Origin of the sequence: Stakelama pacifica (assembly GCF_004361835.1) — a bacterium.
Taxonomy (GTDB): Bacteria; Pseudomonadota; Alphaproteobacteria; order Sphingomonadales; family Sphingomonadaceae; genus Sphingomonas; species Sphingomonas pacifica.
The window spans coordinates 13328-38723 of record NZ_SNWD01000015.1 but is presented as its reverse complement, the minus strand read 5'-3'; the positions used below and the strand labels follow the sequence as shown (position 1 = coordinate 38723).

The following is a 25396-nucleotide window of genomic DNA, read 5'->3' as shown; positions in this document are numbered from 1 at the left end:
CGGCGGGAAACGATTGGGCTGCCGGACCGGGCGAGGGGGATCGAACCACAAGCGAAGCACGGCAGTGCGTAGCGCAAACCGAAAAGGGGGTTCGTCGCGGAGCGCTGTTGGAGCGGGCGAGGGGAATCGAACCCCCGTCGTAAGCTTGGGAAGCTTCTGCTCTGCCATTGAGCTACGCCCGCGTGAGCGGCGGAAATGCTCGCGTTGCCTTGAATTGTCAAGCGGCCATTGCTGTGGTGTCGAACCCTGTCGGCGGGGCGATGTTCTTGTCTCATGGCTCCGGCTCGTGAGGGAAGTGCGAGCGCGGTCATCACCTTCCCCCGTACCGCCTGACGGCTCGGTTCGCCCCGCAAGGGGGGCGCGTCACCGGAGGGAATGCTTCGCCCAACCCGTTGTTCATGCTCATGAAAGGTGCGGGATGCCCGATCGGGGTCGCGGGACATATGCATGCAACCGTGCAGTCCCGACCGATCATTTTTGAAGGAGTCCGCAATGACCGTTCATTCCAGCCAGCCGAAATTCCTGCTGACGCTCGCCCTGCTCGCCGGAACTGCCGTACCTGCGGGCGCGCAGGACCTGCCGCAGCCGCCCGAAACCGACACGCCGATGACCGTCTATGGCCAGCAGCCGGTTCCAGCAGCTGCCGAAATGACCGAAGGGCCGGAGATTGAGGGCATCATCTCCGCGCGCAGCGGTAACAGCGTTCAGGTTACCGTCGATGACGGCACCAAGGCGGTCATCGCGCTGACCGACGACACCATGATCAAGGCGCATGGCGGCTTTCTGGGGCTGGGGCGCAGCAAGATCGCGGCGGATGCGCTGCTCAACGGTCTGCCGGTCAGTGTCGAGACGATGCAGGCGGGCGATCAGCTGGTGGCAAGCGAGATCGATCTCAAGAAAAAGGACCTCAAATTCGCCTCGATGATCCGCAACGGCACCGATCAGCGGTTCGACGAACAGGGCGCGGCGATCGCGCAGAACGCAGCGGATACCAAGGCACTGCGCGCGCATGTCGGCGACCTCGATCAATATAATGTGAAGGGCACGACCAATGTGAATTTCGACACGGGCAAGGCAGTGCTCTCGTCGCAGGCAAAGAACGCGTTGTGCCAGACGGCTGCGCAGGCCGAGAGCATGGACAATGCGCTGCTGCTGGTCGTCGGCTATACCGATTCGACCGGCAGTCAGGAGCTTAATCAGGAGCTTAGCGAAAAGCGGGCCGGGCGCGTGGTCAATTATCTGCAACAGCAATGCGGCTGGAAACCCTATCGCATGCTGACCCCGACCGGCATGGCGGAAGCCGACCCGACGGCCAGCAATGCCACCGCATCGGGCAAGGCGCAGAATCGCCGCGTCGCGGTGAATATTCTGGTCAGCAAGGGGCTTGACGAGCTGTAAGATCAGGGGGCGTCGCGACGATCGTGCCGCCCCCGCCCGTTGCTGCCCTGCCTTACACCAGCCTGCGATAACCCTGCCTGCCTGCCGGATCGTCATCGAAAGAGCGCACCGGCGCAGCGATCCGGCGATGCGCACGCCGCTGCCGGATTGCCCCGCGCCTTCGAAGCTCGCAATGGTCGCTGCGGTCCTTGCAAAGGCGGGTCTGGATCGGGGTTGGTGCCAGACCGTAGCGGCCCCGGCCTTCGCCGGGGCGACGATTGGGGAAATCGCGGTGCATATAAGCCGCTGACATCCTGCGTCGCCCCGGCGGAGGCCGGGGCCGAAGGCCTGGGGCGCCGGGGTTGCGCGGAGCGGCGATGTAAGGCTGCGGGCGGTGTGGCGCTCTGGATGGCCTGACGCTGGTACAACAGTTTCGGATCAACGCTGGTCGGTATTGGCATCCTCGCGCGCGCCGGCTGAAAATTCGTGCAGGTCTTTTTTCGATCTGGTGCGTTCACCGCGGACAATGCGGATTTTATGGTTCATCACCAACGATCAGTCCGGGTCGGTCGGCGATACGCGCCGGGCCGCCATTGAGGAGGCATTTCGCGCATCAGGACTACAGCTGGCCGGGCATAGCCGCTTTCCCGAAGCGCCGCTTCCCGATGCGCAAACGCTGACCGCCGCGCGAGTCGATACGGTGGTGCTGTTCGCGGGCGACGGCACGATCAATGCCGTCGCGCATCGGCTGGCCGACTGGCCCGGCGCGCTGCTGATCCTGCCCGGCGGAACGATGAACCTGCTGGCGCGCGAGCTGCACGATGTGCTCGACCCGGTCGAGATCGTGCGCCGTGCAGCCACCATGCATCGCACCGTCGCCGTGCCGCAGGTGATTGCCGGCGACCATCGCGCGTTTGTCGGGGTGATCCTCGGCCCCGCCGCTTATTGGTATCGTGCGCGGGAAAATATGCGCGTCGGTCGGATACGGCGCGCGATCGCCGGCATCCGCCATGCCTGGCGCGTGACCTTCGGGAAAGGCGTTCGGCTCGCCGACACGCCCGAGCTTCCCGGACGATATCAGGCGATATGGGTGCAGCCTGCGACAGAGGGGCTGAAGGTTGCGGGTGTCGTCGCGCATGACTGGCGCATGGCGGGCGAGCTTGGCTGGCAATGGCTGCGCGGGCACTGGCTCGCGGCGAGCGCGGTCGAACGGGCGACGGTCGGGCATCTGCGGGTTCGTGGCAGCGCGTCGCGGCTGGCTTTGTTTGACGGCGAGCCGGTGATGCTGCCGCCCGGAACCGATATTCGGTGCGCGATGAGCGGCCGCCGGTTCATCACCACGCGAAAGGAGCGCGAATGACCAGACTGTTCCATGTCAGCGACCTCCATTTCGGTGCGGAGGACCGCTCTGCGCTCGACTGGTTCGCGCGGCTTGTCACCGATGAGCGGCCCGACGCCGTTATCGTGACCGGCGACCTGACCATGCGCGCGCGAAAGCGGGAATTCGCGGCGGCTTCGGACTGGCTCGCATCGCTCGGCCGACCGGTCACGGTGGAAGTCGGCAATCACGATCTGCCCTATTTCAATCCGGTGGCGCGCCTGTTCAGCCCCTATCAGCGCTATCGATCGGTCGCGCAGTTGGTCGAGCGCCCGCTCGACCTGAAAGGCGTGGCGGTCGTGCCGCTAAAGACCACCGCCCGGTTTCAGTTCCGGCTCAACTGGTCGAAAGGGCGGGTGAGCGGCAGTTCGCTGAAAGAGGCGCTGTCCGAAGTGGCTGAGCATCGCGATGACCATGTGGTCCTTGTCGCCTGCCACCATCCGCTGATCGAGCCGGGGACGCGATCGACCTCGCGCACGCATGGCGGCGAACCTGCGCTCGATGCGCTGGCGCGCGCGGGCGCGCATGCGGTGCTCACCGGCCATGTCCACGACCCGTTTGACGCCGCCCATCATATCGACGGGCGGACGATACGCCTGATCGGGGCGGGAACGCTTTCCGAACGGACGCGCGACGCAGCGCCCTCCTTCAACGAGATCGTCGTGCAGGGCGGGTCGCTGGAGGTGCGACACCGCTTCGCCGATTGACGCCGCATTCAGCGAATGCGGCGACCGATCAGCGTGCCCTTGGTTCCCGGCTTGACCAGATCGAAGCGAAAACCGGGCCAGGCTTTGCGCCATTTGTGTGCGACCATCCGCTCGCCCGGTCGCGCGCCGTCATCGAGCAGCACCATGCCGCCCACCGGGATACGATCGAACAGGCTGGCCGCCGCGCCGCGCACCAGCGGATGCACGGTCCAGGGGGCCCGTCGATCAGCAACAGATCGATGCGATCGGGTAATGCGCCATGATCGTACCACTGGCCGGGCCAGCCATCGGGGGCCGGCACCAGCGGTGCAGCACGAAGATCGACCGCAACTCCATGCTCCTCTAGCCAGCGACTGGTCGCATCGACAAATTCACCATGCTGGTCGCAACTGTGAAGCGTGCCGCCGCCATTCAGGGCCAGCGCACGCCCCGCGACAAGGGTGGATGCTCCCGCGCCCAGCTCGACAACATGCATGGGACGCAGCTCGCGGATCGTTGCGACGATCAGCTCCAGATAGCCGATATCGGCCTTCCAGCTTCCAAGGTTCGGCAGCGCGTCATCGCAAAGGTCGAGTTCGCGCAGCAGTGCGGCCTTTCGCATGGGCGATCCGCCCGAAAGGCTGCGCAACAACCAGGGCCATTGGATGGGGAACCAGAAAAACGGCGTCAGCCGCTGCGCCAGCGATATCTGCGTTTGCGTGCCCGATCGGCGGGGCAGCGGAGAGGTGGTGTCGCGAGAGGTCATGGCGGCGGCGTAACGTCCTCTCGACAAAAAAAGGGCGACCCGTCGCGGGGTCGCCCTTCCTTAACCCAGGAAGATAATGATTAGAAGGCGATACGCAGCGATGCGCGATACGTCTGATATTCGACATCCGAACGCGCCACGGTGGTGAACGCCTCGGCGCTGACCGATACGCGGCCGCCGGTCGAGATACCGGCGCCCAGTTCGCCCCAGTTCTTGTCCGATCCCGGCATCGCGAACAGCGCATTGGGGCCGACCCCGCCGACGAAATTCGCACCGAACGCCGCCGGCTTGTCCTTGAAATCATGGACGAAGGTAGCGGTTGCGTAGGGCTGGAACCGGCCCTTTGTCGCGACCTTCACGCCCGCGCGCCCCTGAAGGCTGTCATAATTGCCAAGGTCATATTGCAGGGCGGGGCCGCCGCCCTGTTCCGCGGTCGGGGTGAAGCCGATCCGGGTGAAGCGGCCTGCGATGCGCGGCGTGATCGACAGCGCGGACGCCGGGGTGAGGTCCTTACTAAGCCCCACTTCACCGGTCAGGGCAAAGGCGGTGTCCCTGGCGGTAAGATCGTAGCTGTCCGCGCCGATCGTAACATTACGCTCGGTATTGACCGAATAGGCACCGCCGCTGATCTGCGAATCAAGCGAAATGCCGTTGGCAAAGGTCGTCGCCGAATAGAAGGTCAGCTGATACAGCTTGCTGTCGGCCTTCTGGCCCGGAACGCCCGGATCGCCGTTGATGTCGGTATAGGAAAAGGCGATGCCGAACATACCGTTGGTATCGACAGCCTTTTCCACGCCGCCCGCGACGAAGAAGCCGTCAAATTCGTTGCGGACATAGGGCGATGCGGTCGGCATGCCCCGGCTGTTGCCGTTGATATATCCGCCCGCGATGAAGGCGCTCATATCGTCGGGCAATACGCCCTCTTCGACCATCGGCTGGGCCGAAGCTTCGTTCGCGACATTGACCGCCATTGCGGGGTTCAGCGACGCAGCGGAAGCGATCTGCATCGGCTGGCCATATAGCGCCAGCGTGCCGCCTGCATTGCCGTCGCGCACCCGGTCGATGCGATTGGCGAAGAACCGCGCATTGGCCTCCACCATAGCCGTACCGCTGCCGATCGCCGCCGTCTGCGCACGCGGGGCGAGGCTTTCGAGGGTTGCGCGCAGCGGAGCGGTCTGGAGCATGTCCATCGCGCCATAGAGGTTCGAATATTTGTCATATTGCGCGCGGTTGCGATCGAGCAGGCCAGCATAGGCCGTCTGGATGCCGGAAGCACGGTCCACTGCCTGAGCATAGCTTCCCGCAACGATCCGTACCGATACCGAGTCCGCGCCATAGGTCAGTTCGGGGAACAGCACCGCGCTGATCGGGTTGGTCGCGTTGAACTGCGACGTAATGCCGCCGTCCGCCGTGAGGAAGGTGTAGCTGTAGCCAGGACGGATGATCGTGCCGTCGGTCGCCGTGAACATCACCGCACCGCCCAGATTGGCGATACCGGACGTAACGATCGTGCCGAACGGCGAATCGGTGGCGAAACCGCGCACGTCGAGTACGTCCGACACGCCGTTTTCGCCAAGATCGATCGCAAGCCCGCTGGCCGAAGCCATCATGACACTGCCGTTGATGGTGAGCGTACCGGTGGTTCCGATCGTTGCCGGTGCAATGACGCCGGAGACGTTATCGACCACATTCGCCACGATCGAACCCGTGCCCGATATCAGGCCCTTGGTGAGCGAATAGTCGCCATAGGTCGCCAGCAACCCGTCGACATTCACCTTACCGCGTTTCTGGTTGATCTCGGTCAGCGAAAGGAGAAGGCCGTCTGCGGTCACGTCCAGTCCGGCATCGTCGCCGCTGATAACGAGGTGATCGATGACCGCCTGCATGTCCATGGTCGTGGTGCCGGCAGCCGAAAGGTCTACGTCGTAATAGCGTGCCTTGCTGAGGCTGAGTTCACCGCTCTGCGGATCTGCGACCCAATAGGGATCGCTGTTCATCGGCACGAAGCCGCTCGCGCCGGGAAGGCCGTTTTCGATCGTTGCTGTCGGCAGGGCGGCGGTGCCAACCGCAGCGGCGGTAGCGCCTGCCGTGCCTGCCTGTGCCAGATTTTCGCTGATCAGCGCGGCGACCTTGCCGATATTGCTCTTGTCGCCAAGGCCGGCCGTTTCGGTGGTCTGCGTGCCAGCCGGGACGAGGACATTGCCGTCATAATCGACGATGTCGCCGGTGGCGAGGTCGACACATGCTTCGCCGTCGCAAACCTGACCGAACTGGTTCGGATCTTCGCCATAGGCACCTGCGCCCGGTGCGGTGGGTATGCCGTTGACCAGCTTGCCATCCGCATCAATCACCCGGAATGCAGGGTCGAGCGTCGTCACCCAGTGGTCGGGATCGCTCCACATACCGTCGCCTTCCTTCGCCGAAACATAGCGATAGGGGCTGTTTTCCGCGATCCAGTCCCAGAAGAGGTAGAGCGGCTGATAGAAGCTGGTCGTGCCATAGGTCGTGTAGGGCTGCGCACCGAAGAAGCGCGATCCGCCCGACAGGACGCCGATAACCACCTGCTCTGCGAATTCCTGATCCAGGATCAGCGGTCCGCCGGAATCGCCGCCGCCTGTAATGCCTTCGGGATTTTGCGCGTCATCCTTGAAAACATTGAAGTCATAAGGGTTTTCGCGGTTCGGATCGTCAAAATCGAGTTGGTAAAGATTTTGCGGCAGGCCATAATCGTCGGGACCGAACAGCCAGTCGTTGCGATCGTTCAGCGAGCCCAGAATGCCGATCATATTTTCAGCCGCGCGGCGCCGGAAATCGACATCTTCCGCAGTCGGGCCGTTGCCGTAACCGGTGATGCCATAGCCGGTGGAAATCACATGATACCCGGTACCGTCGGCGCTATCGATCGAATCGGGAGCGGATAGCGGCGAAAACAGGATCGCCCAGGTCGGGATGCCCACCGCAGGCGTGTCGAGCGACGCGATGGCGACATCGCCCTCGATAAAGCCCTGCGATTCGGGGCGGGCGATCGACTGCGGATTAAACAGGATCTGGTTTACATTGTAGACCGCATCCTCCGTCACGGTGGAATAGCCGGCGCGTATCCACGAACGAAGCCCGTCTACCGCATCGCCCTGGAACGAGAAAGCCGCCGGGACGCCGCCGGTGTCGGAGCCGAAGGCGTCGGTGCCGATATCGTTCACGCAATGCGCGGCGAACAATACGGTACGCGGATTGATCAGCGAACCGGTGCAGACAAAGCCGTCCGCCCGATAGAACTGGCCGACACCGTTAATGCCTTCCTGAAAGATCGATCCGGGCTGGCCGGGATTGACGTCATAGCCCTCGCCGGGGCCTTCGACCGCGACCTGCGGCATGTCTTCGGCGAAATGCGGGGCGGCAGTCTGCGGGACGTCAACCGCGAAATCGGGCCGCGACGTTTGCGGAGCGTTGATCGCGAAGTCGGGACGCGCGCTTTGCGCTATATCGATCGCGAAATCAGGCTTTGACGTCTGTGCCTGCGCAGCACTGGCGGCCGCAAGGCACGCAATTACGCTGGTGGATGCCAAAACAAGATTATTACGCGCACGCCGTTTCGTGCGCAGTTCGTTCGTGGTCATCAATACCCCCTGATGCCTGTTTGTAATCAGGAGGCTATCGCGCGCCGCAGAGTGTAACAATCCTGAAACCGTACAGGATTTGTTAACACTCTGTTCCTGTTGCCAATTAGCAACGTATCGTTGCAGCGCACACGAAAAAGGGCGGCTCCCGATGGGGAACCGCCCTGAATTCGTTTCGCTGTAAGCGCGAAATCAGCGCTTCGAGAACTGGAAGCTGCGGCGGGCCTTCGCCTTGCCGTACTTCTTACGCTCGACCGCACGGCTGTCGCGGGTCAGGAAGCCGGCGCGCTTCACCGTGGTGCGCAGCGCGGGTTCGTAGCGGGTGAGCGCCTGGCTGATGCCATGCTTCACCGCGCCTGCCTGACCGGACAGACCGCCACCCTTTACGGTGCAGATCACGTCATACTGACCGCGACGTTCGGTGATGTCGAACGGCTGGTTGATGACGAGACGCAGCGAGGGGCGCGCGAAATAGGTCGACTGATCGCGACCGTTGATTTCGATCTTGCCCGAACCGGGCTTCAGCCAGACGCGTGCAACCGCGTCCTTACGGCGACCGGTGGCATAAGCGCGGCCATACTGGTCGAGCTCCTGCTCACGCAGCGGCGCGGTTTCCTGCGCCGGGGTGTCGGCGGTCGTTTCTGCAACGACTGCGTCGGGCGCGGGCTGGTTCTGCTGGGCTTCGCCCTTGGCGATATTGCCCAGATCGGAGAGGGACTGGCGATTGTCGGACATCAGGCGCCCACCTTGTTCTTGCGGTTCATGCCCGCGATATCGAGGACTTCGGGGTTCTGCGCTTCATGCGGATGCTCGGTCCCGGCATAGATGCGCAGGTTGCGCATCTGCTGACGGCCCAGCGGACCGCGCGGGATCATCCGCTCGATCGCCTTTTCCAGCACGCGCTCGGGGAAACGGCCTTCCAGCACCTTTGCGGGGGTCGTTTCCTTGATGCCGCCGGCATAGCCGGTGTGCTTGTAATAAACCTTGTCGTTCAGCTTCTTGCCGGTGAACTTCACCTTGTCGGCGTTGATGACGATGACATTGTCACCGCAATCGACGTGCGGGGTGAAGCTGGTCTTGTGCTTTCCGCGCAGGACATTGGCAATGATCGCCGCAGCGCGACCGACCACAAGGCCTTCCGCATCGACGATGTGCCATTTCTTTTCCACCTCGGTCGGCTTTACCGACTTGGTGGTTTTCATAAGCGCCTTCATGGGCTTTGATCCGTTTTGGCTGTGTGAAACAAATGCGCCGCCCCCGAAGGCGCGGCACGATTGGCGGCCATCTGACCTATTCCCGCTCTCAAGTCAAGCAAAACCGGGGGATAGCGAACGGGTATAGAGATACCGGCCATGCGTCCCCTATTCCAGCCGGGTGCTCATCGTCTGGACGATCGTCCCGTCTGCGCTCTCCCGCCGCGTGGTTTCGCGCGATGTAGTGACAAGCCCGCTATGCGGGTCGACCGTGCGTCGAACGACCCGGAGGATATGGACCGCGCCCGCTCCAGCGTCAGCGCCGATGGGGGCATCGCCCGAGAGGCGGGTTTCCGCGACCAGCGCCCCGGACTCGCGCCACACCCGCCGCTCGCCCTTCAGCACCGCGCCCGCCGCCGAAGCTGTGTCCCCTTGCGCCTCGACCGGCTGATCGGGCGTTACGCCCGCTGCTGCGATATCGGGTGCGAGCAACGGCGCGATCATGTCGGCGAACAGGCGGCGACGCTCGGCGGCGGGCGCATTGCGAAGCGCCGCGAGCGTAGCGCGCGCGATCTCGCGCTGCGTGGCGTCGCCGGTCGCCTGCGCGGCAAGGCCTTCGCAAAACCGCGTCCATAGCGGATCGAGCGATTCGATCCCCGTTACGCTCCCGCGCGGGTCGAGATGGAATATCATCGTCACATCGATGAACGGCGCCAGTCCGGCGAGCGCGCGTTTGCCCGCCGCGCCTTCGCTTTCTGCCGAACGCAGCGTCAGCTCGGCGCGATATCCCGCGCCCTGTTCGGTAAAGCGAACCTGCCGGACCAGCGCCAGCCGAAACAGGGCTTTGCCATCGTCGCGCCTTACCTCCTGCCGATAGACCATCGTCCGGTCCAGCGGCGGTGCGAAGATCGCGTCGGCGAGGCTGGGAGCGGTTCGTAGCGGCGGGGGAAGGTCAGCCGCCGGTAACGGCATCGGCCCAGTGCGCCACGTCGCTGCTCACCCCGGCGGGCCAGCTTTCGACCGCCGGAAGGTCATAGGGGTGCAGCGCGACGATGCGCTCGCGCAACGCCTCTACCCCATGGGCCGGGACTTTGAAAAAGGCGGGAAATTCGGCCTCGCTCTTAACCGAATCCTCCCAGCGATAGACCGAGCGTGCCTCTCCGAACAGATTGGCGCATGCGGCCAGCCGTTCGGCGACCACGGCCTGCGCGACTTGTTCGGCACTCTCCCGGTCGGGAAAGGTGGTGTAGACGATTGCGATTTCGTTCATAACGCTCTCCGTTCGCTGCCCAGCGCATGCGCGCCCCAGGTGGTTGCGATGACGAGCAGCGCGCCGACCAGCTGGTGCAGCGCCGCCAGCCAGATGGGAACGCCCGCCATCACCGTGGCGATCCCGAGCAGGATTTGCGTTCCGAAGGTGATATGAATCGCGACCGATGCCCGGCGATCGATCGGGCGCACCTTGCGCGCCAGCCATATGAGCGCCGCGACCGCCACCCACGCCCACCAGCGATGAATCCAGTGGACGACATAGGGATCGTTGAAGATCGCATCGACAAAGGGCCGGGCGGCGAATTCGCGCGCCGGAAAGAACTGGCCGTTGATCAGCGGCCATTGATCGGTCACCAGCCCGGCGCGAAGCCCCGCCATGAACGCGCCATAGACGAGCTGGATCAGCAGGATCACGCCGGTCACCGCACCCGCCAGCGTCAGACGCGCCGGGCGCGCCAGATGCGAACGGTGCAGCAAGCGCAGGTCGAGCGCGGTCCAGATAATCCCCGACAGCGTGAACAATGCAGTGATCAGATGGATCGCCAGCCAGTAATGGCTGACCTCGACCATGCCGGGCTGAAGCCCCGACCGCACCATCAGCCACCCGAACGCGCCCTGCAATCCGCCGAGCGCGAGCAGCGCGATCAGCCGCATCTTATATCCGCGCGGAATTGCGCCGCGTATCCAGAACCACAGCAACGGCAGGAAGAACGCCATCCCGATCACCCGGCCGAGCAGGCGGTGAAAATATTCCCAGAAGAATATCCCCTTGAACTGCGCCAGCGTCATCCCGGCATGGATCGCGGCATATTGGTCGATCTGACGATAATGCGCGAATTCGGCCTGCCATTGTTCATGGGTGAGCGGGGGGAGGGTCCCGCTGATCGGGTCCCAGTCGGTAATCGACAGGCCCGATTCGGTCAGCCTTGTGATGCCGCCGACCACAACCATCGCCACGATCAGCGCGGCGACGGCGAACAGCCAGTTGGCCAGCGCGAGCGGACGCGCGGATACGGGATTACGAGTCGGTTGCAACACGGATCAGCGTCTAGCGTGCCGCTGTCCGCCATACCAGTACCGGCGGACCGACACGGAAATGTTATGTTGTATCGTTTGCGGGCGGGGCGTATAGGCAAAGGGTGTCATGACTGCCGCCACCGCCCTTTCCACTACGCTTTCCCATGTCTGGAACCGCGTCGATTCGCGCTTCGATCGCATTGCGATCGGCATTAGCGGGTTGTGCGTGGTGCATTGCATCGCGACGTCGGTGCTGCTGGTGGTGATGGCATCAGCGGGGGCACTGCTCGACCCGCATATTCACGAAGTGGGACTGGTCTTCGCGATTCTGTTCGGCGTGCTCGCGCTGGGCAAGGGGATCGTGACTCATGGCTATATGATGCCAGCTGCTGTCGGCGGCTTCGGCCTGGGCATGATGGCGGGCGCGCTGCATGTCCCGCACGGTTCGTCGGAGATTTTGTTCACGCTGCTGGGCGTGTTCTTTCTGGTGCTCGGCCACGATCTCAACCGCCGCGCGACGCATTAAACCGTTCGCCCCGCCTGTGGCGGGAGCGCGCGCATTTGCCATTTCGCAACGCCTGTTCTAACAGCCGCGCACCCGTTGGGGAGTAGCTGCCGGCAATGCCGGGATCGCATCAACATCATCGCGGCCGTCCGGGCTGCGTGGTGCGATCAGCGAAATGTTTTTCGCCTGGCGAGACCAGCGCATTCCTGCCCTTTGCCGGAGGGGGAGGCGTGCGCATGTCTTGCTGTCCGGCGAAAAGGCGAACCATGACCCCCGGCGCAATTGCCCTTTTATCGATCAGCATGTCGACCGATGCCTTTGCCGCTGCGGTGGGCAGGGGCGCGACCAAACGGCCGGGCTGGGCAGCGGCGATCCGCACCGGCGCAGTCTTCGGCGTGATCGAGGGGATAACGCCGATCATCGGCTGGTCACTCGGCCTGCTCGCCGCCAGCGTCGTGCAGCAGGTGGATCACTGGATCGCGTTCGGGCTTTTGTCGGCGGTCGGGGTTAAAGCCATTCTCGATGCGGTGAGCGATGACGCGTCGGAGGACGCGCCCGTCGCAAAATCCCCGCGTTCCGGCATTGTCGCGCTGCTCGCTATGGCGGTGGGAACGAGTCTTGATGCTGCGGCGATCGGCGTGGGCCTTGCCTTTATTCAGGTTGATATCTGGCTGATCGCCGCCTGTATCGGCCTTTCGACCTTTTTGTTCACGACGCTGGGCATGCGGATCGGCGGCGTAGTGGGCGCGCGTTTCGGAAAATGGGCAGAGCTGGCGGGCGGCATCACGCTGATCGGGATCGGCACGGAGATCCTGCTCGACCATCTCGGATATCTCGGCTGAACCATGATGCGCGCACCCGCTTGCCGTTGCCGCCGCTCGCGCCTATCTTCTGCGCATGGCAAGCCATGTCCATCCTAAGCATGAGGGCGACGACCTCACCCGGGTCGCCCGTACGACGCTCGAAAAATCGGGCGAGCAATGGACCGCTATGCGCGGACAGGTGTTCGAGGCACTTGCCACTTTTGAAAAGCCCGCTTCCGCCTATGACATTGCAGAGGCAATGTCGGCACGTGCCGGGCGCCGCGTCGCAGCGAACAGCGTGTATCGCATTCTCGACCTGTTCGTGAATGCGAATCTCGCCCGCCGGGTCGAAAGCGCCAATGCCTATGTCGCCAATGCGCATCCCGACTGTCTGCACGATTGTATCTTTCTGATCTGCGACAGCTGCGGTCAGGCAGTGCATATCGATAATGACTCGATCAGCGATACCGTGCGCAATGCCGCGCAGGATGCAGGCTTTTCTCCCGTTCGTCCGGTGATCGAAGTGCGCGGGAAATGCGCTGACTGCGACTGATCGGGTATCACTCCAGCCAATCAATCGACACGGTCGAAATGCTGGAGTAGAACGCCTTTGTATGAACGACCTACCCCAAACGCCGTTGCTCGACACGGTCAAGACGCCCGATGATCTGCGCAAGCTGAAAACCGGCCAGTTACGTCAGCTTTCTGACGAGCTTCGCGAGGAAATGATTTCCGCCGTCGGAACCACGGGCGGGCATCTCGGGTCGGGGCTGGGCGTCGTCGAATTGACGGTGGCGATCCATTATATCTTCAATACGCCCGAGGATCGGCTGATCTGGGATGTCGGGCATCAATGCTATCCGCACAAAATCCTGACCGGACGGCGCGACCGTATCCGCACGCTGCGTCAAGGTGGCGGCCTGTCGGGCTTCACCAAGCGGGCGGAGAGCGAATATGATCCGTTCGGTGCGGCACACAGCTCGACATCGATCTCGGCGGCATTGGGCTTTGCGATCGCGAACAAGCTGAACGACAGACCGGGCAAGGCGATCGCAGTGATCGGCGACGGCGCGATGAGCGCGGGCATGGCCTATGAGGCAATGAACAATGCCGAACAGGCGGGCAACCGGCTGGTCGTCATCCTCAACGACAATGACATGTCGATCGCGCCGCCGGTGGGCGGCCTGTCGGCCTATCTGGCGCGCGTCGTATCCTCATCCGAATATCTCGGCCTGCGCAGTCTTGCCAGCAAGGTCGCTCGCAGATTGTCGCGCCGCGTGCACCAGTCGCTGGGCCGGGCGGAGGAATATACGCGCGGCATGGTGGCGGGCGGCACATTGTTCGAAGAGCTCGGCTTTTATTATGTCGGGCCGATCGACGGCCATAATCTCGACCATCTGATCCCGGTGCTCGAAAATGTGCGCGATGCGAAGGAAGGGCCGGTGCTCGTCCATGTCGTCACGCAAAAGGGCAAGGGCTATGCGCCTGCCGAAAATGCCGCCGACAAATATCACGGCGTGCAGAAATTCGACGTCATCACCGGCGCGCAGCATAAGGGCCCGCCGGGACCCGCCAAATATCAGGATGTGTTCGGCGAAACGCTGAGCAAGCTCGCCGAAACCGACGACCGCATCTGCGCGATCACTGCGGCGATGCCCGGCGGCACGGGGGTTGATAAATTCGCAAGGGCGCATCCCGACCGCTCATTCGATGTCGGCATCGCCGAACAACATGCGGTGACCTTTGCCGCAGGGCTGGCGGCGCAGGGGATGCGCCCCTTCTGCGCGATCTATTCGACCTTCCTGCAGCGCGCTTATGATCAGGTCGTGCACGATGTCGCGATCCAGAACCTTCCCGTCCGCTTCGCGATCGACCGCGCCGGGCTGGTCGGTGCGGACGGCGCGACTCATGCGGGCAGTTTCGACGTCACCTATCTGGCGACGCTCCCCAATTTCGTCGTGATGGCAGCGGCGGACGAGGCCGAGCTGGCGCATATGACCTATACGGCGGCCGAATATGACGACGGCCCGATCGCGGTGCGCTATCCGCGCGGCGGCGGGACCGGCGTCGGCGTGCCCGAAGTGCTGGAAAAGCTGGAAATCGGCAAGGGGCGGATGGTGCGCGAGGGCAAGAAGGTCGCCATCCTCTCGCTCGGCACCCGGCTCGCCGAAGCGTTGAAGGCAGCCGATGCGCTTGAATCCAAAGGGCTTTCGACCAGCGTCGCCGATCTGCGCTTTGCCAAACCGCTCGACGAAGCACTGATCCGCAAGCTGCTCACCACCCATGAAGTCGCGGTGACGGTAGAGGAGGGCGCGGTCGGCGGTCTCGGCGCGCACGTCCTTACCCTGGCGAGCGACGAAGGGCTGATCGATGCCGGGCTGAAACTGCGCACCATGCGCCTGCCCGACAGGTTTCAGGATCAGGACAAGCCCGAAAAACAATATGACGAGGCACGGCTCAACGCCGAACATATCGTCGAAACAGTGCTCGGCGCGCTGCGCTGGAATGAAACGTCGAAGCAGAGCGGCGCGTCGGCGTAATCGCGCGATCTCTCCACTTCAGTATTCCCGCGAAAGGGGGGATCCAGAGCGGCATTCGCTAACGCCCGCTGGATTCCCGCTTTCGCGGGGATGCCGAAGGGCTGGAATGCCGAAGGACGGAATGACGTGCCACAGGCTGACATATCGCGGACCTGACCGAGCGCGCGCCTTACAACGCGCCTCCCACGCCCTTTCGCCGCTAAACCGAGGTCGCGATCACATAGCCGCCGATCGCGATGACCAGCACGGCGAACCCGCGTTCAAGCAGCTTTTGCCGCTTGCCCAGCACATGGCCCAGCGCGATCCCGATCGCGGTGCCGCCGACCCCGCCGGCGATGAGCAGCGCAGTGAGGCGCCAGTCGACCAGACCCGACAGCGCATAGGAGGCGGCGGTCGTCATGCCCAGCGCGCTGACCGCGACGAGCGACGTGCCGATCGCATAGCTTAGCGGCATCGCGGTCGCGAAGATCAGCCCCGGCACGATCAGAAACCCGCCGCCGATCCCGAAAAAGCCGGCGGCCAGCCCGACGCCGAATCCGATCGGGATCAGGCGCGGCAACAGCTGCGCGGCGCTGTCACGGGTCAGCCGGATATCGGGCGCTGCCATGGCACGCCGCCCGCGCAGCATCGATACGCCGACCCCGATCATCAGCAGCCCGAACAAAGCGAGCAGCCGCTTGCCGTCGAACGCCTTGCCCAGTTCCGCGCCCAGCGCTGCACCGACCATCCCAGATGCGGCGAACACCATAGCGCAGCGCCATTTGACCCGGCCCGCTTTGGCATGACCGATCAGGCTGGCCAGCGCATTGGCGGCGACGGCAACCGCCGCCGTCCCGATCGCTTCATGCGCCGATCCCACCCCGACGACATAGACGAGCAGCGGCACGGCAAGGATCGATCCCCCGCCACCGATCAGGCCGAGGATTGCGCCGATCAGCCCGCCCGAGGCGAGCGCGGCGGCAATAGTGGCTGCGCCCATCGCCTCACGCCGCCGCGCGCCGGTTCCACGGCATGACGCGCAGCAGACTGGCCATGCCGCACCAGCCGCTGATCCCGGCAAAGGTCAGCCCTGCACCGACGAATGCGGACAGCCCGAAAAACACGGGCGTGACCAACAGGCCAAGCGCCACGCCGGTCAGCACCAGCATGCCCGCTGCGATCTGCACCTGCCGCATGATCTCCAGCGGCTGGCCAGGGTCGATATGCGTCGGAAGCCCCGCGCGCTGCCAGGCTTCCAGCCCGCCATCGAGCAAATAGCACTCAGTGCCCCCCGCCGCGGCGAGAAGCGTTCCCGCATGCTCGCTCGTTCGCCGCCCGGACCGGCAATAAAACACCACCGGTCTGCCATCGGCGATCAGCTCATTGATCCGGGAAAGCGGCAGGTTCGCAGCGCCGGGAACATGCGCGCGGGCATGTTCGTCGGCATCGCGAATATCGATCAGGCGTGCGCCCGATTCCATGGCTTTGCGGGCATGGTCCGGCGAAATGGACTCGATCGTCATGGCATCAATCCTTGCAGTAGAGCTGATACAAAGTGCCGAGCAGATGTTCGGTGCGCGGATCGGCGATCCGATACCAGAGCGTCTGCCCATCCCGACGAAACGCGACGAGTCGTTCGTCACGCATCCGGGCGAGATGTTGCGAACAGGCCGATTGCGACAGGCCGACATCGCGGGCGAGATCGGTAACCGTCACTTCGCCATGTTCGACCAGCTTGCACAGCAGCATCAGCCGCCGGGCATTGCCGATCGCCTTCAGGATATCGGCCACGCCTGCGGCCTTTGCCTCGAATGTGGCGAGATCCATTGGCGGTTTCAGCATCAACTTTCTCCATTAGGAGTTGCTAATGTATAAGATTCTAATATATAATCAAGCCAGATGGAGGATGAAAATGTTCATCAAGGCTTTTTTCGACGAACCCACCAACACGGTGAGCTATCTGGTCGGCGATCCCGTCACCCATATCGCTGCGGTGATCGACCCGGTGCTCGATTTCGACATGCCGGGGGGCGTTGCAGATACGCGTTCGGCTGAGGCTATCCTCGTCTTTGCGCGCGAGGGGGGCTGGCGGATCGAGATGGTGCTCGAAACCCATGCCCATGCCGATCATCTGTCGGCCGCGCCGTTCTTCAACGCGCAGACCGGCGCATGGGTCGGCATCGGCGTGCATATCAGCGATGTGCAGAAAATCTTCCGCCCGGTCTTCGCGTTGGACGATTGCAGCACCGAGGGCGCCGAATTCGATCGCCTGTTCGAAGATGGCGAACGCTTCGCGATCGGCGAGCTAGAGGTGACGGTGATGCACGTGCCCGGCCATACGCCCGCCGATATCGCCTATCGCATCGGCGATGCGGTGTTCGTCGGCGATACGCTGTTCATGCCTGATTACGGCACTGCGCGCGCCGATTTCCCCGGCGGCGATGCGCGCACGCTTTATCGTTCGATCCGCAAATTGCTGTCGCTGCCCGACGAAACGCGCCTGTTCCTGTGCCATGATTATAAGGCGCCGGGACGCGATGAATATCGCTGGGAAACGAGCGTCGGCGAACAGCGGCGCAGCAACGTCCATGTCCATGACGGCGTGGATGAGGATAGTTTCGTCGCGATGCGCGAAGCGCGCGATTCGGGGCTTGCCGTGCCGACCCTGTTGCTGCCGTCGATTCAGATCAATGTCCGCGCGGGCCGCTTTCCGGCCCCCGAGAGCAACGGCGTGAGCTATCTGCGCATCCCGGTGAAGTGGCGCAGCAGCGAAGCACCGGGCTGACGTCGCGCTCTGTGCCGGTGGAAAGTGAAGTCGGGGCGTAAGCGCAACGGTTCCCGACTGCGCTCAAACCGTCGCGGAAACACCTCCACCCGTTGGTGTCGAGCGCAGTCAAGACACGCTGAGCGTACCGCCAGGACGTTGAACCGAAGGTCAGAACATTGTCGACCCTGCCTTGTCCGTCATCCCCGCGAAAGCGGGAACCCAGCGTTGCAGGAAGGATGCTGGCGTAGTCGCCTGAGGCTCTGGATTCCCGTCTGCGCGGAAATGACGGGGAGGTGCCAGCTGATTTCCGAATGACGCGAGCCCGGGCAAAGCCCCTCACGCCGCCTCGCTTTTGTCGGCCTCCAGCGCTTCATTCGCTTCCAGCCATTCAGCCTCGGCCGCCTCGATTTTGGGTTCCAGTTCGGCGCGGCGTTTCATCAGGTCGCTTGCCGTCAGCTTCGCGAGCGCGGGCTCGGCGCTGTCGGGGTCGAACAGCGCGCGGTCAATGGCGCTGCGCTCCTTCGAAAGCTTGTCCATCCGGCTCTCGATCGCCTTCACCTTTTTGGACAATTCCTTGAAGCGTTCGCGCGCCGCCGCATTCGCCTTGCGCTGATCCTTTTTGCTGACCTTGGCACCCGCATCGCCGCCGCTGCTGCCCTTTGCCGCCGAAGGGCTCGACAGGATGAAGGCGATATAATCGTCGATGCTGCCGTCAAATTCCTTCGCCGTTCCGTCATCGACCAGCACGAGCCGGTCGGCGGTCATTTCCAGCATGTGCCGGTCATGGCTGACGAGCAGCACCGCGCCCGAATAAGCGTTAAGCGCCTGAATCAGGGCCTCGCGTGAATCGACGTCGAGATGGTTGGTCGGCTCGTCGAGGATCAGCAGGTGCGGCGCATCGCGGGTAATCAGCGCCAGCGCCAGCCGCGCGCGCTCGCCACCCGACAGCTTGCCGACCTTCGTCGTCGCCTTGTCGGCATTGAACCCGAACCGGCCCAGCTGCGCGCGCACCGCCGCCGGTTTCTGGTCGGGCATTTGCCGCGTCATATGATCAAGCGGGGTATCGTCATGGTCGAGCTCTTCGACCTGATATTGGGTGAAATATCCCACCTTCATCTTGCCGCTCGCAGTCATCTCGCCTTCCATCGGGGAAAGCTGCGCGGCAAGCAGGCGGGCGAGCGTCGTCTTGCCGTTGCCGTTGCGGCCCAGCAGCGCAATCCGGTCATCGGGATCGAGCCGCAGGTTGAGCCGCTTCAGAATCGGTTTCTCGTCATAACCGACCACCGCCATATCGAGCGTGATCAGCGGCGGGCGAAGCTCGGTCGGGTCGGGAAAGCCGAAGGACAGCGACGGATCGTCGGCCATCGCTGCGATGGGCTGCATCTTCGCAAGCGCCTTGGCGCGCGACTGCGCCTGTTTCGCCGTCGAGGCACGCGCCGAGTTGCGCGCGACATAATCCTGCAGCTTGGCGCGCTGCGCCTCCTGATTGGCACGCGCGGCTTCGAGCTGTGCGATCCGTTCGGCGCGCTGGCGTTCGAACGCATCATAGCCGCCGGGATACAGCGTCAGCTTGCCGCGCTCGAGATGGACGATGTGATCGACCACATTGTTGAGGAAATCGCGTTCATGGCTGACCACGATAATCGTGCCGCGATAGCTTTTGAGGAAATCCTCCAGCCAGATGACCGCTTCCAGATCGAGATGGTTCGACGGCTCGTCGAGCAACAGCACATCGGGCTGCGAGAAGAGAAGCGCGGCAAGCGCAACGCGCATCCGCCAGCCGCCCGAATAGCTGTCGAGCGTGCGGTGCTGCATTTCCTCGTCAAAGCCGAGACCGGCAAGAATCTTCGCTGCGCGCGCAGGCGCGGTGTGCGCGTCGATCGCGTTCAGCCGCTCATGCAGCTCGCCGATCCGGTCGGGATCGACACAGGTTTCCGACTCCTCCATCAGTGCGGCGCGCTCGACATCGGCGGCAAGCACAGTGTCGAAGGGGGAGGTGCTGCCCGCAGGCGCTTCCTGCGCGATATAGCCGAGGCGCGCATCCTTCGGCATGTCCGCCGAACCATCATCGGGTTCCAGCATTCCGGCAATCACCCGCACCAGCGTCGATTTGCCCGCGCCATTGCGCCCGATCAGCCCCGCACGCGCGCGCGGAGGGATTGCGGCGGTCGCGCCGTCAAGGATCGTGCGCCCGCCGAGGCGCACCGTAATACCGTTCAGGTTCAGCATGGAGCGGGCGGATATCACCGTGCGCGGCGAAGCGCCAGCTTGCACAGCGGCGATGCGCGGGGCACAGGCAGGGTTATGGCGAAAATCCGTGCAGATCAGCTTCTCGTCGAACGCGGCCTTGTCGAAAGCCGCACCCGGGCTCAGGCGCTCATCATGGCGGGCACCGTGTTTTCGGGCGAACGCAAGATCGACAAGCCGGGCCAGCAGCTACCCCCCGATGCAGCGCTGGAAGTGCGCGGGCGCGATCATCCCTGGGTCTCGCGCGGCGGGATCAAGCTCGCCCACGGGCTGGAGTCATTCGGCGTGGATCCGACCGGCGCGGTCGCGATCGATGTCGGGTCGTCGACCGGCGGCTTTACCGATGTGCTGCTCACCAACGGCGCGGCGCGAGTCTATGCGGTTGATAGCGGCACCAACCAGCTTGCATGGAAATTGCGGCAGGACGAGCGGGTGATCGTCCATGAACAGACCAGTGCGCGGATTCTGACCGAGGCGCATATCCCTGAGCCGGTCGATCTGGTGGTGTGCGATGCGAGCTTTATCGGCCTTGCCAAGGTGCTCGAACGCCCCTTGTCCTTTGCAAGGCCCGGCGCGCGGCTGATCGCGCTCATCAAACCGCAGTTCGAGGCAGGGCGCGAGGAAGTGGGGAAGGGCGGGGTGGTGCGCGATCCCGAAGTGCATCAGCGCGTCTGCGAGGAGGTTCGCGACTGGCTGACCTCGACCGGCTGGCGGGTGGAAGGCGTTGTGCAAAGCCCGATTACCGGCCCGGAGGGGAATGTCGAATTCCTGATCTGTGCCGAATGCGGAAACCCTTAATTCTGAACCGATTGTCCCATTGCAGCCACCGGCTATAACCAGGGTGCGCCCGGTTAAAAGGGCGGAGAGGGAGGCCCGATTGAACCAGTTCGCATCGAATCGCAGATCGCGTTTCGCCTTTCTTCGCTGGGCAGTGGTAACGGTGCCCGCGATCAATTTTCTGGGCGTCGCATCGTCGCGACTGGCGCCGATGGGCAGCGACAACCCCTGGTATCGGGCGCTGATCAAGCCTGAGCTCAACCCGCCCGGCTGGGCGTTCGGGGTGGCGTGGACGATCCTTTATGTCCTGATGGGTCTGTCGCTGGCGATGGTGCTCGATGCGCGGCGCGCACGCGGGCGCGGGCTCGCTTTGCTGTTCTTCGCGCTTCAGATGATCGCGAACCTTGCATGGTCGCCGCTGTTTTTCGGCCTGCACCGCATCACCGCCGCTCTGTTCGTGATCGTCGTGATGTTCGCGCTTACCGTCGTCACGACGCTGCTGTTCGCGCGGATTCGCAGCGCTGCGGCGTTGCTGCTGATCCCCTATCTGCTATGGATGATTTTCGCAGGCTATCTGAACCTCCGGATCGATCAGCGTAATCCCGATGCTGACGGGCATCTTGTGTCCGGCGGTGCCTCCACCCAAATTGCCCTGTGACAGGAGATAGAAGATGCAGTCCGAAAATCGGGTTTTTGATGATTTCGTGAAGTTCGTGAACGGTGCCGCCGGTACCTTTGCCGGCATGGCGCGCGAGGGCGAACAGGCGGCGCGCGAGCGTGCGCGCGAATGGATGGGCGGATTGGACTTTGTCAGCCGCGAGGAATTCGACGCGGTAAAGGCAATGGCTGCGGCGGCGCGCGATGAAGCCGATGCGTTGAAAAAGCGCGTCGAGGAGCTGGAAGCGGCTGCTGGCGGCGCGAAATCATCGGTCGGCTGATCCGCTTTTCCACAGCTTTTTCTCCGGAAGAGCGTGCGCAGGGCTTGCGGCGTCTGTGCCATAGCGGCAGCGTGTCGCGCATATATGGGTGGCGCGGCAGAGCGAATGCGCGCAACCTGACTGGGTGCGACAAACGGGGCGACGATCCACGACGGCGAATCGATGCAGGTTCGCCGGTTAGGACGGGATGATGCTGGACGAAGCGGAAATCGAGGACGACGACGCGGCAGAGCCGATCGATATGCTGGAAAGCTATTTTTCGGCGCATGGCTGGGTCTATCGTCGCGAAGAGGATGAGATCATTGCCCGGGTAAAGGGCAGCTGGACCGAATATGAGCTTCGCGCGATTTGGCGGGAAGAGGATGCGGTTCTGCAATTCCTCGCCTTTCCCGAAGTGCGCGTGGCCGAGGAACGGCGCGCCAGCGTCTATGAAGCGCTCGGCCTGATCAACGAACAGCTATGGATCGGTCATTTCGAGCTGTGGTCGCAAAGCGGCATCCTGCTGTTTCGCCATGCTGCGATGATCGGCGCGGACGAATCCGCCACGCTGACTCTGGCGCAGGCGGAACTGCTGGTCGAATCGGCCATTGATGAGTGCGAACGCTATTATCCGGTGTTCCAGTTCGTCCTGTGGGGCGGAAAGACACCGGCCGAAGCGATCGCATCGGCATTAATCGATACGCAAGGAGAAGCATGAGCAACAGCGACATCCCCAAATCGATCTGGCTTATCGGCTGCGGCAATATGGCGGGCGCGATGCTCCGCCAATGGGTGGCAAGCGGCGATGTGTCGCCCGATCAGGTGACGGTCATCGATCCGGGCAAGCCGCAAATCCCCGACGGCGTGCGACATCTGGAAAGCCCGCCCGAAGACGGGATGCCCGACGCGGTGATGCTGGGCGTCAAGCCGCAGATGCTCGATGACGTTGCGAAGGGACTTGCCCCGCGGATCAAAGGGACGAAACTCTTGCTCTCGATCCTTGCCGGGGTGGAGGTTGCCGCGATTGCGAAGCGGTTTGATGTCGGCGCAGTTGTGCGCGTCATGCCCAACCTTCCGGTCGGGCTGGGCAAGGGTGTCGTCCTGCTGAACGGTGCCGAGCCGGATAGCGGGGCTGGCAAAGCGGCAGAGGCGCTGATGCAGTCGCTTGGCCTTGTCGAATGGATCGAGCGGGAAGAGCTGTTCGATGCAGGGACCGCGCTTTCTGGCTGCGGTCCGGGCTTCGTATTCCGCTTTATCGACGCTTTCGCCGAAGCGGGCGTGGCGGTCGGACTGCCGAAGGATCAGGCGCTTCGTCTTGCCACTGCAACCGTAGACGGTGCCTCGCTGATGGCCGCGGATGCCGACGACAATCCCGGCGTGCTTGCCGATCGTGTCGCAAGCCCCGGCGGGTCGACGCGCGAGGGGATGAATGTCCTCGACGATTCCGACGCACTCAAGAAACTTATGGTAAAGACGCTGACCGCGTCGCGCGATCGCAATCAGGAGCTTGCTGCCGCAGCGCGCGGCGACTGATCGACGGGTGTCTGAACTCCGCGCCGTGCCGTGTCGGCCGGTGCGGGGTCAGCCCGAGGCGCGCTTTCCCGGCACCGGTATTTCGTGGTCGAGTCCCGCGATGCTTTCGCGATGATCTTCAGGCACCAGCCCTTCGAGCACTGCCCAGAATCCGCCCACTGCGCCTTGTCCGGCTTCCGAATAAGCGCCCGACAGATGTTCGCGCAGCACCTCGAACAACCGGCATTCCAGATCTTTGCCCTTGTCGGTCAGATAGAGTAATTTCTGCCGTCGGTCCTGCACCCCGGGCCGGGTTTCGACCAGTCCGCGCTCGCCCAGCTCGGTCAGCACCCGCCCCAGCGATTGTTTCGTCACCTGTAGCAGCGCCAGAAGCCCGCCCACGGTCAGGCCGGGCCGCCGCGCGATGAAATATAGGGCGCGGTGATGCGCACGACCCAGCTTTGCGTTCGCCAATATATCGTCGATCGAATGGGTAAGGTGATTATAACCGAGAATCATCAACTCGATCCCACGCCGTATTTCCGGTTCGCGCAGGAATAGCGGCGAAGCGGTCCGCGGCGACTCGGCTGGTGTCTTGACGGCCATGTTGACCATCATAGCCATCGGCTTTACGCCACCGCAACCGGCCGTGCGGCAAAAGTACGGCATATCGAGATCGAGGCCATAAGAATGAACGCCGACGCGACGCCATCCTTCGAAATCCGCGAACATAGCGCCCCGGTTCCGGCGAGCGAGCGGACGGGCCGGATTGCCGATCCCGGTTTCGGCAAGGTGTTTACCGATCATATGGCGATCGTCCGCTATACCGAGGGCAAGGGCTGGCACGACGCGCATATTCAGGCGCGCGAGCCGCTGTCGATGGACCCGGCCGCTGCGGTGCTCCATTACGCGCAGGAAATTTTCGAAGGGCTGAAAGCCTATCGCCTCGCCGATGGCGGAACCGCGTTGTTCCGGCCCGAACAAAATGCCCGCCGCTTTCAGCAATCGGCGGCGCGGCTCGCCATGCCGCAGCTGCCCGAATCGTTGTTTCTGGAATCGATCGAAAAGCTGGTCGATATCGACCGCGAATGGATTCCGGGGGCAGAAGGGGCTGCCCTGTATCTGCGCCCCTTCATGTTCGCGAGCGAGGTTTTTCTGGGCGTGCGGCCCGCGCATGAATATCTCTATATGGTGATCGCGTCGTCTGTCGGTGCCTATTTCAAGGGCGGCGCGAAGGCGATCAGCATCTGGGTATCGGACGATTATACCCGCGCCGCGCCCGGCGGCACCGGCGCCGCCAAATGCGGCGGCAATTATGCGGCAAGCCTTGTCGCTCAGGCAGAGGCGATCCGGCAGGGATGCGATCAGGTGGTGTTCCTCGACGCCGCCGAACATCGATGGGTCGAGGAGCTGGGCGGCATGAACCTGTTCTTCGTCATGGAGGACGGATCGGTTCTTACCCCGCCGCTCAAGGGCACGATCCTGCCCGGCATTACCCGCGATTCGATCCTGACCTTGACGCGCGACGAGGGCATTTCGGTACGCGAAGAGGCCTATTCGATCGACCAGTGGCGCGAAGATGCGGCAAGCGGCAAGCTGGTCGAAACCTTCGCCTGCGGGACGGCAGCAGTGGTAACGCCGGTCGGCACGGTCAAATCGAGCGCCGGCGATTTCCAGATCGGCAGCGGCGGTACGGGCCAGATCACGCAGCGGATGCGCGACCGGCTGGTCGCCATCCAGCGCGGCGAGGCACCCGATCCGCACGGCTGGGTAAAGCGACTTTTCTAAAGGGCTTTGCAGCGCCGCAAAAGCGATGCTAAGGGCATCGCCTCCAAACGGATGCTGGGGCGTAGCCAAGCGGTAAGGCAGCGGCTTTTGGTGCCGCCATGCGCAGGTTCGAATCCTGCCGCCCCAGCCAAGCACTGATTGCCCCAGCTAAGGGGACGGGAAACCGAGGTTTTCCGTAGCTTGGCGGCCCTTCGACCATCGTTGTGGCATCAATTGACGCCATTCGATGGAGCCAGTCCCTGATGCCAGCGATCG

Annotated in this window: 26 protein-coding genes and 2 tRNA genes; 15 read left to right on the top strand and 13 right to left on the bottom strand. The window is 63.4% G+C overall.

Features of this window, described 5'->3' with window-relative positions; translation table 11 throughout:
* Positions 1-108: 108 nt before the first annotated feature.
* Positions 109-182 (bottom strand) — tRNA-Gly (locus tag EV664_RS16520).
* A gap of 310 nt (positions 183-492) precedes the next feature.
* Between EV664_RS16520 and EV664_RS16515 the strand changes: the two genes are divergently transcribed.
* From EV664_RS16515 to EV664_RS16505, 3 genes are all read left to right on the top strand, one after another.
* Positions 493-1398, top strand: coding sequence for an OmpA family protein (locus EV664_RS16515; RefSeq protein WP_133496824.1), 906 nt, complete (start codon positions 493-495; stop codon positions 1396-1398).
* 505 nt (positions 1399-1903) lie between these two features.
* Entirely contained in the window at positions 1904-2737 is an 834-nt protein-coding gene (locus EV664_RS16510) for a diacylglycerol/lipid kinase family protein (protein WP_133496823.1), read from the top strand.
* Complete coding sequence (locus EV664_RS16505) at positions 2734-3462, top strand: metallophosphoesterase family protein (RefSeq protein WP_133496822.1); 729 nt, start codon at positions 2734-2736, stop codon at positions 3460-3462. Before EV664_RS16510 ends, EV664_RS16505 begins: the two co-directional genes overlap by 4 nt.
* Positions 3463-3490: 28 nt before the next feature.
* Here EV664_RS16505 and EV664_RS16500 read toward each other — a convergent pair whose 3' ends face one another.
* From EV664_RS16500 to EV664_RS16470, 7 genes are all read right to left on the bottom strand, one after another.
* Positions 3491-4207, bottom strand: a complete 717-nt coding sequence (locus tag EV664_RS16500; RefSeq protein ID WP_229668318.1) for a class I SAM-dependent methyltransferase — start codon at positions 4205-4207, stop codon at positions 3491-3493.
* Positions 4208-4287: 80 nt separating this feature from the next.
* Positions 4288-7824, bottom strand: coding sequence for an autotransporter domain-containing protein (locus EV664_RS16495; protein WP_133496821.1), 3537 nt, complete (start codon positions 7822-7824; stop codon positions 4288-4290).
* Between the two features lie 192 nt (positions 7825-8016).
* A complete protein-coding gene (gene rpsI, locus EV664_RS16490; RefSeq protein WP_133496820.1) occupies positions 8017-8559 on the bottom strand; it encodes a 30S ribosomal protein S9 in 543 nt (180 codons plus the stop codon).
* Complete coding sequence (rplM, locus tag EV664_RS16485; protein WP_133496819.1) at positions 8559-9038, bottom strand: 50S ribosomal protein L13; 480 nt, start codon at positions 9036-9038, stop codon at positions 8559-8561. Before rplM ends, rpsI begins: the two co-directional genes overlap by 1 nt.
* Before the next feature lie 147 nt (positions 9039-9185).
* The gene (locus tag EV664_RS16480) at positions 9186-9989 is read right to left on the bottom strand and encodes a hypothetical protein (RefSeq protein ID WP_133496818.1); all 804 of its coding nucleotides are present in this window, start codon (positions 9987-9989) and stop codon (positions 9186-9188) included.
* Positions 9970-10287: a divalent-cation tolerance protein CutA gene (cutA, locus tag EV664_RS16475; RefSeq protein ID WP_133496817.1), complete on the bottom strand. Its 318-nt coding sequence runs from the start codon at positions 10285-10287 to the stop codon at positions 9970-9972. The genes EV664_RS16480 and cutA overlap by 20 nt, the downstream gene beginning before the upstream one ends.
* Positions 10284-11327 carry a COX15/CtaA family protein gene (locus EV664_RS16470; protein ID WP_133496816.1) on the bottom strand — a complete coding sequence of 348 codons (1044 nt, stop codon included), beginning with the start codon at positions 11325-11327 and terminating at the stop codon, positions 10284-10286. The genes cutA and EV664_RS16470 overlap by 4 nt, the downstream gene beginning before the upstream one ends.
* 106 nt (positions 11328-11433) lie before the next feature.
* On the opposite strand from EV664_RS16470, the gene EV664_RS16465 reads away from it, so the two are divergent.
* The 4 genes from EV664_RS16465 (at position 11434) to dxs (ending at position 15154) form a co-directional block, all read left to right on the top strand.
* Complete coding sequence (locus tag EV664_RS16465; protein WP_133496815.1) at positions 11434-11832, top strand: MerC domain-containing protein; 399 nt, start codon at positions 11434-11436, stop codon at positions 11830-11832.
* A gap of 245 nt (positions 11833-12077) precedes the next feature.
* A complete protein-coding gene (locus EV664_RS16460; RefSeq protein WP_133496814.1) occupies positions 12078-12653 on the top strand; it encodes a manganese efflux pump MntP in 576 nt (191 codons plus the stop codon).
* 55 nt (positions 12654-12708) lie between these two features.
* Positions 12709-13167 (top strand): Fur family transcriptional regulator, encoded by a 459-nt coding sequence (locus tag EV664_RS16455; protein WP_133496813.1) that lies wholly within the window; start codon positions 12709-12711, stop codon positions 13165-13167.
* A 61-nt stretch (positions 13168-13228) separates the two neighbouring features.
* Positions 13229-15154, top strand: coding sequence for a 1-deoxy-D-xylulose-5-phosphate synthase (gene dxs / locus EV664_RS16450; protein ID WP_133496812.1), 1926 nt, complete (start codon positions 13229-13231; stop codon positions 15152-15154).
* A gap of 199 nt (positions 15155-15353) precedes the next feature.
* On the opposite strand, the gene EV664_RS16445 is transcribed toward dxs, so the two are convergent.
* The 3 genes from EV664_RS16445 to EV664_RS16435 are packed head-to-tail and all read right to left on the bottom strand — an operon-like array spanning position 15354 to position 16975.
* Positions 15354-16133 carry a sulfite exporter TauE/SafE family protein gene (locus tag EV664_RS16445; protein WP_133496811.1) on the bottom strand — a complete coding sequence of 260 codons (780 nt, stop codon included), beginning with the start codon at positions 16131-16133 and terminating at the stop codon, positions 15354-15356.
* A gap of 4 nt (positions 16134-16137) precedes the next feature.
* Positions 16138-16656, bottom strand: coding sequence for a rhodanese-like domain-containing protein (locus EV664_RS16440; RefSeq protein WP_133496810.1), 519 nt, complete (start codon positions 16654-16656; stop codon positions 16138-16140).
* Between the two features lie 4 nt (positions 16657-16660).
* Positions 16661-16975: an ArsR/SmtB family transcription factor gene (locus EV664_RS16435; RefSeq protein ID WP_133496809.1), complete on the bottom strand. Its 315-nt coding sequence runs from the start codon at positions 16973-16975 to the stop codon at positions 16661-16663.
* Positions 16976-17045: 70 nt separating this feature from the next.
* Between EV664_RS16435 and EV664_RS16430 the strand changes: the two genes are divergently transcribed.
* A complete protein-coding gene (locus EV664_RS16430; protein WP_229668319.1) occupies positions 17046-17918 on the top strand; it encodes an MBL fold metallo-hydrolase in 873 nt (290 codons plus the stop codon).
* Between the two features lie 318 nt (positions 17919-18236).
* Here EV664_RS16430 and EV664_RS16425 read toward each other — a convergent pair whose 3' ends face one another.
* Entirely contained in the window at positions 18237-20129 is a 1893-nt protein-coding gene (locus EV664_RS16425; protein WP_133496807.1) for an ABC-F family ATP-binding cassette domain-containing protein, read from the bottom strand.
* Positions 20130-20204: 75 nt separating this feature from the next.
* Here EV664_RS16425 and EV664_RS16420 point away from each other — a divergent pair, with 75 nt between their 5' ends.
* The 5 genes from EV664_RS16420 (at position 20205) to proC (ending at position 23374) form a co-directional block, all read left to right on the top strand.
* Positions 20205-20945, top strand: a complete 741-nt coding sequence (locus EV664_RS16420; RefSeq protein WP_133496806.1) for a TlyA family RNA methyltransferase — start codon at positions 20205-20207, stop codon at positions 20943-20945.
* Between the two features lie 79 nt (positions 20946-21024).
* On the top strand, positions 21025-21582 hold the full coding sequence (locus tag EV664_RS16415; RefSeq protein WP_133496805.1) for a TspO/MBR family protein: 558 nt from the start codon (positions 21025-21027) through the stop codon (positions 21580-21582).
* Positions 21583-21595: 13 nt separating this feature from the next.
* Positions 21596-21862 (top strand): accessory factor UbiK family protein, encoded by a 267-nt coding sequence (locus EV664_RS16410; protein ID WP_133496804.1) that lies wholly within the window; start codon positions 21596-21598, stop codon positions 21860-21862.
* A gap of 190 nt (positions 21863-22052) precedes the next feature.
* On the top strand, positions 22053-22559 hold the full coding sequence (locus EV664_RS16405; RefSeq protein WP_373287529.1) for a type III secretion system chaperone family protein: 507 nt from the start codon (positions 22053-22055) through the stop codon (positions 22557-22559).
* Positions 22556-23374 (top strand): pyrroline-5-carboxylate reductase, encoded by an 819-nt coding sequence (gene proC / locus EV664_RS16400; RefSeq protein WP_133496802.1) that lies wholly within the window; start codon positions 22556-22558, stop codon positions 23372-23374. Before EV664_RS16405 ends, proC begins: the two co-directional genes overlap by 4 nt.
* A 48-nt stretch (positions 23375-23422) precedes the next feature.
* Here proC and EV664_RS16395 read toward each other — a convergent pair whose 3' ends face one another.
* Positions 23423-23959: a MarR family winged helix-turn-helix transcriptional regulator gene (locus tag EV664_RS16395; RefSeq protein WP_162848889.1), complete on the bottom strand. Its 537-nt coding sequence runs from the start codon at positions 23957-23959 to the stop codon at positions 23423-23425.
* A gap of 84 nt (positions 23960-24043) precedes the next feature.
* On the opposite strand from EV664_RS16395, the gene EV664_RS16390 reads away from it, so the two are divergent.
* Positions 24044-25141, top strand: coding sequence for a branched-chain amino acid aminotransferase (locus EV664_RS16390; protein ID WP_133496800.1), 1098 nt, complete (start codon positions 24044-24046; stop codon positions 25139-25141).
* A gap of 55 nt (positions 25142-25196) precedes the next feature.
* Positions 25197-25271: transfer RNA gene (locus EV664_RS16385), tRNA-Gln, on the top strand.
* Positions 25272-25396: the final 125 nt, after the last annotated feature.